This is a genomic window from Ruminiclostridium cellobioparum subsp. termitidis CT1112, assembly GCF_000350485.1.
Taxonomy (GTDB): domain Bacteria; phylum Bacillota; class Clostridia; order Acetivibrionales; family DSM-1351; genus Ruminiclostridium; species Ruminiclostridium termitidis.
This window is the reverse complement of record NZ_AORV01000016.1, coordinates 13,539-25,413: the sequence shown is the minus strand read 5'-3', so window position 1 is coordinate 25,413 and position 11,875 is coordinate 13,539. Positions and strand designations below refer to the sequence as shown.

The window sequence follows — 11,875 nt, the reverse complement described above, 5'->3', positions numbered from 1 at the left end:
GGGATAGATCAATGAGTGATATTTCAGGTAAACAGGATAGCCTGGCTGCTAAAAAGCAGATGCTTTTTGAAATGCTTATGAAGGAAAGAAAAAAGGCAGAAGTCAACGGAGAAAATCAGGCTATACAGAAAAGGAAGGAAGCCGGTTTATTACCCTTGTCCTTCGCTCAGCAGAGGCTCTGGTTTTTGGAGCAGATGAATCCGGGAAGTCCGGCTTATAACATACCGTCAGCCGTTATAATGAACGGAAGATTGGACATTGATGCCCTTAATGACAGCTTTAACCTTGTGATTAAACGCCATGAAGCTTTGAGAACGGTTTTTAAAATGGCTGATGGTCAGCCGGTTCAGGTTATTTTGCCCGAACTGAAAATCGATTTGCCCATTAAGGAGCTGACCGGTTTTAAAAGAGCTGAACAAATGGATAAGGTGCGGCAGATTATTACCGAAGATAATCTGAAGCCTTATGATTTAAGCAATGGACCTCTTCTGAGAGTAATGCTGATCAGACTTAGGGATGATGAAAATGTGCTGTGTCTGAATATGCACCATATTGTATCGGATGGCTGGACATTACAGGTATTGATGAAAGAGGTCTCAGCTATTTATACTTCACTTGCCTCAGGTCAGGCAGCTGCCATGCCGGAACCGGCGATTCAGTACGGAGACTACACAATATGGCAGAGAGAATGGGTAAAGGGTGAAACCCTGAACAGGCAATTGGACTATTGGGCAGAAAAATTAAGAGGCTGCCAGTCTGTTCTTGAGCTTCCGGCAGATCATCAGAGACCTCCCGTACAAGGCTACAGAGGGGCAAGAAAATATTTTGAAATATCCTCCGGCCTGTCAGGGGAATTACATGAACTTGCACAGAAAAAGGGTGCGACTATCTTTATGGTACTGCTGTCTGCACTTAAAATAATTCTGCAAAGGTACTCCGGACAGAGTGAAATCATTGTAGGCACTCCGATTGCAGGCCGTAACAGAACCGAACTGGAGGGCCTTATAGGTTATTTTGTCAACACACTTGCGCTGCGCACCGAGCTGTCAGGAAATCCAAGTTTTGATGAACTCCTGGAAAGGGTTAAGGAAACTACACGCGGAGCTTATGACAATCAGGATATACCCTTTGAAAATGTAGTTGAGGCATTGCAGCCCGAAAGGGATCTGAGCCGGAATCCACTGTACCAGGTATGCTTCAGTTATCAGAGCGAAGCAATTCCCGAGATTCACATGCAGGGTTTGAAACTTGCTTCTCTTGAGGTGGAAAGCTCTACTGCAAGATTTGACATAGAGCTTCAGCTATGGAAAGCCGACGAGATAATAAGAGGTTTCTTTGAGTATTCCTCTGATTTATTTGAAAAGAGTACTATAGACAGGTTTACAGAGCACTTCTTAACTCTTTTGGAGAATATCCCGAAACACCACCAAATTCCTATCAGCGATATACCTGTTATGACTGAACAGGAAAAGCAGAGGATTCTTTATGCCTGGAATGACACCTGCGTTGAATATGCCAAAGACCTGTGTGTTCATCAGTTGTTTGAACAGCAGGTTCTTAAGACACCTGATAATGCCGCTGTCATTTTCGGTGACCGGAAACTTACATATAAGGAATTGAATGATAGGGCCAATCAGTTGTCCCATTACTTGATAAAAATGGGTGCCGGCCCTGAACCCTTTATCGGTATTTGTGTGGAACGCTCGGAAGATATGCTTGTAGCCCAGCTGGGGATACTCAAGGCCGGCAGTACATATATTCCCATAGATCCGGCATATCCCTCCGAACGGATATTATACATGATCCAGGATGCCCGGATGCCGTTCATTATCACGCAGCAGAGGCTTTCAGACTCCATTTCCGGTCAGGGGGCCAAAATTGTGTGTATTGATGAAGAATGGACGGCAATAGCCAAGGAAAGCAGAGATAACCCGAAAAATAAAATAACCGGATCAAATCTCGCCTATACCATCTACACATCAGGCTCAACCGGAAAACCCAAAGGTGTGCAGATTCCGCATGGAGCTGTTGTGAATTTCCTTAAAGCCATGAGTAAGGAACCGGGTATGATTGAGAATGACAGACTCCTGTCGGTAACAACAATTTGTTTTGACATTGCCGCATTGGAATTATTTCTTCCCATTACCGTTGGTGCCTGCGTTGTAATTGCAGAGCGCGAAACTGTTCTGGATGGGGCCGCTCTTATTAACGCCGTTAAAAAGTATGATATCACAGTCATGCAGGCTACTCCTGCAACATGGAGACTGATGCTGGGAGCAGGCTGGCAGGGAAGTAAAAAACTCAAAATCCTTTGCGGCGGTGAGCCCCTGTCTGTGGAACTGGCAGAACAGCTGTTAAAGCGGAGTTCCTCCCTGTGGAATATGTATGGGCCTACCGAAACCACCATATGGTCGTCTGTATGCAGAATAGAAGCCGGGCAGGAGCGTATAACAATAGGTAAACCCATTGATAATACCCAGATGTATATACTTGATCCGGAGTTGAAGCCCGTTGTCATAGGAGCCGCCGGGGAACTTTTCATCGGCGGTGACGGGCTGGCAAGGGCATATTTGAACAGGCAAGGGCTGACGCAGGAAAAATTCCTTCCCAACTCCTTTCTTAAGGAGACATCTGCAAGAATCTATAGAACAGGTGATGTAGCACGCTTTTTACCCGATGGTCAAATTGAAGTGCTTGGCAGGACCGATCATCAGATAAAAATCAGAGGCTTCAGAATAGAACCGGGTGAAATTGAAGCAGTTTTAAGCAAATATGCAGGCATTAATCAGGTGGTTGTTGCAGTAAAAGAGTTTTCTTCAAACGATAAAAGACTGGTTGCATATTACACTGTCCCAAATACCGGTGCGCTTGCCATAGCAGATGGAGAGCTCAGAAATCATTTGAAAGCAGAGCTTCCTGAGTATATGCTTCCGGCAGCTTTTGTCAAAATGGAGGTTTTGCCTCTGACACCCAACGGAAAAATAAACCGCCTGCTGCTTCCCATGCCTCAGACTGCAAAAGCTGAAAAGGCCGGAGCTGATTCAGTTCCACAGAATGAAACGGAAAAAACAATTTGCGGGATATGGCAGGAAGTTCTTAAGGTTGAGAGGGTGGGAGTCAATGATAATTTCTTTGACCTGGGGGGACATTCCCTGCTAATGACCCAGGTTCATACCAGGCTTAAGGAGATATTCAATGCTGAAATTACAATGCTGGATATGTTTAAATATCCCACAGTAAGTGCAATTGCCAGGTTTATAAACAGTGGTAATGAGGCAGAAGCGGATCTGGAAAGCGGAGTACAGCGCGCCAGAACCAGAAGGCAGTCATTAAACCGGGACAGTAATACAGATATTGCTATCATAGGTATTGCGCTTAGATTTCCCGGAGCCGATTCCCCTGAGAAATACTGGGAGAACCTGAGAGATGGGATAGAATCGGTATCCTTCTTCTCGGAGGAAGATGTTCTTGCAGCGGGAGGCAGTGAAGAACTTTTAAGTATGCCCAATTTCGTAAAGGCCGAAGCTGATGTTGCCAATGTTGAATTGTTTGATGCAGGCTTTTTCGGTTACAGTCCCAAGGAAGCTGAAAGCATGGATCCGCAGCTGAGGTTTATGCTGGAATGTTCCTGGGAAGCGCTGGAGCGGGCCGGGTATGACCCTGAGAGCTGCAAGGAGCGTATCGGTGTATTCTGTGGTGCTGCCATGAGTACGTATATGATAAACAACATGACTGATGAGCACAGTGCTCATGGGGTGATGATCAACTATAAGGAGAGAATGGCGCTCCTGGCAGCAAATTCAAGTGATTTCGTAGCACAGAGGGTATCTTATCACCTGAAGCTGAACGGCCCCAGTATGAATATCCAGACAGCCTGCTCAACTTCAATGGTTGCAATTCACACTGCCTGCCAAAGCCTCATACACGGCGAGTGTGATATGGCACTGGCCGGCGCGGTGCAGATAAGAGTACCTCAAAGAATAGGGTACCTGTATGAAGAAGGAGGACTTCCTTCGCCGGATGGGCATTGCAGACCTTTTGATGCAAAGGCCGGCGGGACAGTCCATGCCAACGGAATAGGAGTAGTTGTTGTCAAGCGCCTGGAGGATGCGGTGCGGGATGGGGATAACATATATGCAGTCATTAAAGCCTCAGCCATAAATAACGATGGAGCAATGAAGGCAGGTTTTACGGCTCCAAGTGTTGAGGGGCAGGCAAAGGTGGTGGCTGAGGCGCAGGAGATGGCCGGAATCAGTCCCGATGCCATAAGCTTCGTTGAAGCCTTTGCAACCGGAACTCCGCTTGGCGATTCCATTGAAGTGGAGGCTCTCACCCAGGCTTTCAGATTAAAGACCCAGGAAAAACAATTCTGTGCCATTGGCTCTTCAAAATCAAACCTGGGACACCTGGATCATGTATCCGGTATGGCAGGTATTGTTAAAGCAGCTTTAGCTCTTCAGAATAAAGCTATTCCTCCTACCATATATTTTGAAGCCCCAAACCCAAGGATTGATTTTGACAATAGTCCGTTTTATGTGAATAACAGGCTGATTGCCTGGGAGACAGATAAGCTTCCCCGTCTGGCAGGGGTTAACAACTTCGCAATCGGAGGCACGAATGTGCATGCTATTCTGGAGGAAGCACCACTGCAGACCCCTTCAGGAGCATCGAGACCTTATCAGCTTTTTACCCTGTCGGCAAAAACCTTTAGTGCACTTGAAAAATATAAAACCAATTTGATTGGCTATTTGCAGGAAAACCGGCAGATAAATATGGCGGATGTGGTCTATACGCTAAAAAAGGGCAGAAAGGCATTTAATCACAGATTTATGGCTGTTTACGGCCATAACGAAAATGTGATTGACATGCTTTCAGCCATAGATTTTAATACTGAGTCCTATGCAAATATAAATTCAAATAATAGAGAAATTGTATTTATGTTCACGGGAGAAAGCACCAAATACGTCAATTCGGGAAGGGCGCTTTACAGCACTGAGAAAGTTTTTAAAGAGAGTATGGACCGTTGCAGTGAATATGTAAAGGCAAAGGCTGGACATGATTTGTTAGATGCTCTGTATCCTGAGAATAATACAAAAAATAATACTACTGCTAAAGATATGGATAAAACAATAGAGTGTTGTATTGCTTTTGCCGTGGAATACTCACTTGCGCAGTTGTGGATGTCATGGGGTGTAAAACCCAGGGCCATTATCGGAAGCGGAACAGGAGAAATAACTGCGGCGTGTATATCAGGTGTTGTTTCAGTGGAGGATGCTCTCAAGCTGCTGCTGGATGGTGGGAAGGCAGCCGGGTCAATAAACTTTAATCCTCCTGTCATACCTTTTATTTCAAATAAAAGTGGGAGCTGGATAAAAAGCTCTGAAGCCACACAACAGAGCTTTTGGAAGGATAAACCCCTGCCTGTTTCAAATAAGGGCCTGGAGGAAATATTCAAAGCTTCCGACAGAATTTTTCTCGTTTTAGGAGCGGAAGATAAAAAGATTTTCTGGACAGAGAAACTCTCGAATGACACCAGGAACAGGTCAATCATCTGTTCACTTCCCGATAGCAGCTGTCCGGTATCCGAAGCAGAATATATCACAGCTTCACTGGGAAAGTGCTGGTTGGCGGGCATAAATATCGACTGGTACCGATATTACCAATACGAGACCAGAAGGAACCTTGTGCTGCCTACTTATCCATTTGAGCGTCAGAAATACTGGCTGAAAAAGCACACATCCACGCAAAAGAAATATTCAGCTTCAGATAAATCCATGAGAAATGACCATGCAGAACCCAAACTGGGAATTGAGCAGGAAATAGCTGCAATTTGGAGACATTTGCTGGAAGTGGATGAGATAGCCGCTACAGATAACTTCTTTGATATGGGAGGAGATGAATTTACAGCAGTTAAACTGGTTAACCGGATAAGGAACCAATTTGAAGTTGAAATTGAACTGAAGCAGGTTTTTGAAAAGGCCAGCATCAGAGAATTGGCAGAATTAATTGTTGAAAAGCAAATTGATGCACTTGATCCCGAACAGCTTGCCTTATTGCTTGAGGGCGACAAGTAACGTAATGGTAACATATGCCCCGTTTATTAATTGCAGGAGGATGTAAATATGGAGAAGAAAAAGCCGTTTCCCAATCTGTTTGCACCTGGAAGAATAGGAAAGCTGGAAATTAAGAACAGGGTTGTGATGGCACCTATGTCAATGGGTTTCGCTCAACAGGATCACTGTTTTTCAAAAAAAGATATAAATTATTATGAAGCGCGTGCTAAAGGCGGAGTTGGGTTGATTATAACAGAGAGTGTGCTTGCCGAGACAGAGATTTCGATTATTCCGCCTGAAGCACCCGTTGTTGCATGTGATTCGGATAGTGTGATGCCCGGCTTAAAAGCATTGGCTGAGGCAGTTCACAGTTACGGAACTAAAATTGCCATGCAGCTTTCACCTGGCCAGGGTAGGCAATCTTATATAGCAAATAAGATGGCAATTCCTGCCGCACCTTCACCGGTACCTGCCTTTACCGACCATGATATTACTTGCCGGGAACTGACGCGGGAGGAAATAGGAAAAATTGTGAAGGCCTGCGGAGACGGAGCTGAAAGAGCTGCAAAAGCAGGTTTTGATATGATAGAAATTCATGCTCATACGGGTTATTTGGCGGATCAGTTCATGACACCGCTGTGGAATAAGAGAACTGACGAATATGGGGGAACCTTTGAAAAAAGGCTTAAATTTATAAAAGAAATAATCAAAGAAATACGTAAAAGAGTGGGAAGTGATATTCCAATCGGTGTTCGTCTGTCAGGTGAACACAAAATTGAAGGCGGACGTACCATAGAGGAGTCGGCGGAAATTGCTAAAAAGCTTGAGGCATTTGGAGCTGATGTGCTTCATATAGATGCAGGCTGCTATGATGCCAACATATGGATGACACCGCCTGAATATATGGGGGAAGCCTGTTATGCAGAGCTGGCCGGAAAGATAAAGAGTGTGGTTGATATTCCGGTGATAACAGTCGGTAATATTAAAAGCCCTGAAACCGCTGAAAAGATTCTTTCGGACAAAATGGCCGACTTTATAGGGCTTGGAAGAAGCCTTCTGGCTGATCCAGACTGGTCAAACAAAGCAAAGGAAGGAAATACTCAGGACATTCGAAGCTGTTTGATTTGTAATGAGCATTGTGTGGGTAAAATAGTTTCAGCCTGCTCGGTTAATCCTATTCTGGGAGAAGAGACGGATTATAAATTGCCTGAAAAGCTCAAAACTAAAAATGTACTGGTCATAGGCGGAGGGCCCGCAGGTATGGAAGCGGCCAGAATAGCATCAATAAGAGGACATAACGTAACTCTTTGTGAAAAGGAAAAGGAACTTGGGGGGCAGCTGGTTGCAGCTGCTGCAATTCCGGTCAAAAAGGCAATTGCTGATTTTACGGCATATCTGGTAAATCAGGTTAAAACATCAGGAGTCAATGTTTTGCTGGGATGTGAAGTCAAGCTGCCTTTCATTGAGCAGATGAAGCCGGATGTGGTTATTGCAGCTGCAGGTGCAGTTCCTGTGATCCCATTAATACCGGGTATTGAAAATGAAAAAAACATATCTATTCTTGATTTTCTCTCGGGTAAAAAAGACACGGGCTATTCAGTGGCCATTGCCGGAGGGGGGATTAAAGGGTGTGAGGCAGCCATATATCTGGCGCACAAGGGTAAATCAGTAACAATCGTAGAAAGACTGTCTGCCGTTGCAGCAGATGTCAATCCCATAAGCAGGAAAACAATACTAAAACTGCTGCAGGATGCCGGAATAAATATACTTACAGGTAATACAATCAAAGCATTTACAACGGAAGGCATGCTGGTTGAGGACATGAGCAGGCAGAAAAAAGAGATTAAAGCCGATACTGTCATTATTGCACTGGGAGTAAAACCTAAGAATGACCTGATCAAAAAATTAGGTGACAGGGTTCAGGAGATTTATTCAATAGGGGACTGTAATAATCCCCGTAAAATCGGTGATGCAATCCATGAAGGATTCAGGGTAGGGTCTATAATTTAACTAATGTCCTAGTAGTTTAGGCTGATTATACAGGTGCGCGAGTACAGCTTCATGAAATAAGATGCACAGTTAAAAACAATTTTCGTAATTGTTTTGGGGGCATCCTTATTTCATGAAGTTAGTACGGAAGTACCTGTATAAATAGAAACAATTTTTACTGACAAAATTGATTTTAACTAATTAGCATAACGAGATAATTTAAATCCGTTGAAGACAGGGGGAATTTGTGATGGAAGACCTTTCGAAAAAAGCTGCAGCTTTATCTCCGGAACAATTGGAACTTTTAAAGAGAAAAATCAGTGAAAAGGCTGTCAAAAACAAGCCTGAAACACATAAAAGAATAATGCCCTACAAAAGCAGGGACGGCTGTTATCCCCTGTCGGGTATCCAACAAGGACTTTGGGATGACGGGTTGCGTTCCCTGGACAGTATAACCTGCATGGTGATGCTGAAGGGACGGCTTGACTCTGATATCCTGGAAAAAAGTATTATTGCTGTTTCGAAACGCCATAGGATACTGAACTATGTGTTTTGCTCCAATGATAATATAAATGTTCAGGCTGAAAGTCAAAGTTCCGGATTATATATTGAATCAGCTGATATTGAGGGAAAGTACCTGGAGAAAAAGATTTTTGCTGCAGAAAGATTCATTGCCGATGATTTGAAAAATACATCCTGGAATCTTGAAGAGGGTCCGCTTGTCAAGTTCAGACTACTTGCTGTTTTTGAAGGAGAATATTTTCTGTTGATAAAAGCCCATCCATTGATTTTCGATGTTCCCTCAATAAATATATTTCTAAATGATATGATTTGTTTTTATGAGCGTTACAGTACAGGAAAGGGAACCGAATTAGAGGACTTACCGGTACAATACGGAGATTTTGCCTGCCGTCAAAGAGAGCTGTGGTCTGAAGGCATGTACTCCAGGTCACATGACTATTGGCGAAAAAAGCTCAAAAGAGTGGCGCTATGCAAGCCACATTCATCCGAGGGTACCAATACGGCGGCAAATGGGAATACTTTGGGGATGGTTTCATTACAGATGCCGCCTGATATGCTCAAAGAATTGAAATTGATGTGCAGACGTGAGGACGTAACGTTGTATACACTATTGCTGACTGCATTCTACTGCCTGCTTTATAAATCCGACCGGCAAAAAGAGATTTGTATCGGCACTCTTGCCGAAAGCAGGAACAGTGTGGAACTTGAGAAGCTGGTAGGTCCTTTTGAAAATGAAATTGCATTTTTAATGGATTTTACTGATAACATGAATTTCAGAGAACTTTTAAACAACGTAAGGGCTGAGGTACTTGAAACCTGTACTTATCAGGATTTCCCCCTGGTGTGGGCTGAAACCGAACCGGGAGGAGACAGGATATCCCGGAATTGTCCTGCTTGCAGGAATATGTTCTTTTTTAGTACCGAGACAGCTTTTTCAAGGAGTTCCGGTGATCTGACAGCCCGGGTTATTTACGGCAATTATTGGCTCAACGGCAAAGCTTTGGTTTTATCCTTAAAGGAAATAGATCAGGCACTTGGAGGTACTATAAAGTACAATGCCGATTGGTTTAATGAAGAAATTGTCCGGAGTATGAAGGAGAATTATTTATATATTCTCCGGGAGGTAATAAAAAACCCTGGAATTGCCTTAAGTGATCTGAAGATAAATAATAATCAGCAGGAAAGTTATTCTGAAATTGAGGAAAATCTCATTACTATCTGGAAAGAGGTATTGAACTGTGACAGGCTTGGGGTAAGCGACAACTTTTTTGAAATTGGAGGAAATTCTCTGAGACTGGTAAGAATGCATGAGGCAATAGAGAAAATTTATCCGGGAAAGCTGACTATTGCCAAACTTTTCTCATACCCCACCATATCAGGTTTGGCCGCTTATATTGAAGGAGAGGTTACAGACACCGGTACAGAAGATATTAGCGTAACTGTGCCTCTGTTGCCCCTGCCGCTTGATTTCTTTATAAACGGGGATGAGGAAAACGAGGAAATTGCCCTTAAGGCCGGTATTTGTGATGAGGTATGGAACAATCTTCAGGAAGTTGCTTCCGATATTGGAATAGAAGAAATTGATGCACTGCTGGCAATTTACATATATCTGTTATCTGAGACCATCGGACAGCAGCAGGTAACGGTTCAAACGATGATTAACGGCAATGAATTTGTATATCCGCTCAGTATTAATATGGAGAGTATTTCAGATTTTGGTGAACTTTTTAAGACAGTTTCGGTAAAACGGGTAAATGCGTCCGGGTCAGATACATATCCCATAAAGCTGGCAGGCTCCATGCAGCTTAATAAAACCGACAATTCCATTATGGCCATGTTCACAAACCAGGCTGTTGAGAAAGAAGAGTTTCTGGAGAATTACGACATCATAATGAAGATTGATGACAAAAGTGAGGTTATTTCCATAATCTGTGATTACAATTCAAAAAGGCTTAGAAAAGAAAAGGTGGAGGAACTGCTTTCAAATTATATTAATCTAATCAAAATACTTATTGAAAGGATGATTTAAATGAAGAAAACTGCATTTTTATTTCCCGGACAGGGAGCTCAATATGTCGGGATGGGAAAAAAACTTTGTGATATTTATACTTCTGCAGCCAGAACCTTTGAGGAAGCCGATGACGCACTGGAATTCAAATTGAGCAAACTTTGCTTTGATGGCTCAATTGAAGAATTGACAAAAACGGAAAATACACAGCCTTCCCTGTTAACTGCAAGTGTAGCTGCTTTCAGAGTTTTTATGGAGGAATATGAAATAGAGCCCTCCTGTATGGCAGGACATAGTCTTGGGGAGATTTCAGCGCTGGTCTGTGCAGGAAGCATGGATTTTTCCGATGCCGTAAAAATTGTGCGTGAAAGGGGAAGGTTCATGCAGGAGGCCGTTCCGCAGGGAATTGGTGCAATGGCAGCTGTCAGCGGGATTGACAGGAAACTGATTGAAAAGGAATGCAGTACATATGCCGGCAGCAACGAAGTCATCGTAGTTTCAAATTATAATTCACCTGACCAGATAGTTATATCCGGGCATACTTCGGCAGTAAATGCTGCCGGTGAAAGATTAAGGAAGCTGGGAGCGAATATCATACCGTTAAAAGTGAGTGCACCCTTTCACAGCCCGCTTATGCAGCCTGCTGCAGACAGGCTGAGGGCAGAACTTCATAAATATACCTATAAGGAGCTTAAATACCCGGTTTTGTCAAATGTCACGGCACAGCCTTATACCGGACACACCTCTATTATTGAAAATTTAGCGGCACAAATTGTGAGTCCGGTGAGATGGACCGAATCAATGATATTCCTGAAGCAAAATGGTATAAGCATAGCTGTGGAGCTTGGTCCCAAAAATGTATTAAAAAATCTTATGAAGAAAAATGCCCCTGATATGAAAACCTACTCTTTTGATATGGAAGAAGATGCGGCACTTTTGAAGGACGAGCTTTCAGAAAATGCCGGAAGTGCTGGCATTTATAATCCCAACTTGCCGACAGTGGTCACCAGATGTCTTGCGACAGCTGTGTGCACCCGAAATAATAACTGGGATAATGATGAATATCAAAAAGGTGTTATTGAGCCGTATAAGAGAATTCAAAGACTGCAGGAAGAGCTGGAGAAACAAAAGAAGCAGCCTTCAAAGGAGCAAATGGAAGACGCTTTGGAAATGCTCAGATCTGTATTCAGGACAAAGAAAACACCTTCCGAGGAGCAAGCTGAGAGATTTACTCAAATTTTCGAAGAGACCGGGACCTTTGAGCTATTCCAGGATTTTGAACTTGAGGCCTGAATTCAAGAAA

Annotated in this window: 4 protein-coding genes; all 4 read left to right on the top strand. The window is 43.5% G+C overall.

The annotated features are described in order from the left end of the window. The first annotated feature begins 11 nt into the window (after window positions 1–11). The gene (locus CTER_RS02965) at window positions 12–6,074 is read left to right on the top strand and encodes a hybrid non-ribosomal peptide synthetase/type I polyketide synthase (protein ID WP_004623636.1); all 6,063 of its coding nucleotides are present in this window, start codon (window positions 12–14) and stop codon (window positions 6,072–6,074) included. Between the two features lie 48 nt (window positions 6,075–6,122). Next, window positions 6,123–8,063, top strand: a complete 1,941-nt coding sequence (locus CTER_RS02960) for an oxidoreductase (RefSeq protein ID WP_004623633.1) — start codon at window positions 6,123–6,125, stop codon at window positions 8,061–8,063. A gap of 229 nt (window positions 8,064–8,292) precedes the next feature. Next, window positions 8,293–10,593 carry a condensation domain-containing protein gene (locus CTER_RS02955; RefSeq protein WP_004623676.1) on the top strand — a complete coding sequence of 767 codons (2,301 nt, stop codon included), beginning with the start codon at window positions 8,293–8,295 and terminating at the stop codon, window positions 10,591–10,593. Next, the gene (fabD, locus tag CTER_RS02950; protein ID WP_004623652.1) at window positions 10,594–11,865 is read left to right on the top strand and encodes an ACP S-malonyltransferase; all 1,272 of its coding nucleotides are present in this window, start codon (window positions 10,594–10,596) and stop codon (window positions 11,863–11,865) included. The last annotated feature ends 10 nt before the right edge of the window (window positions 11,866–11,875 follow it).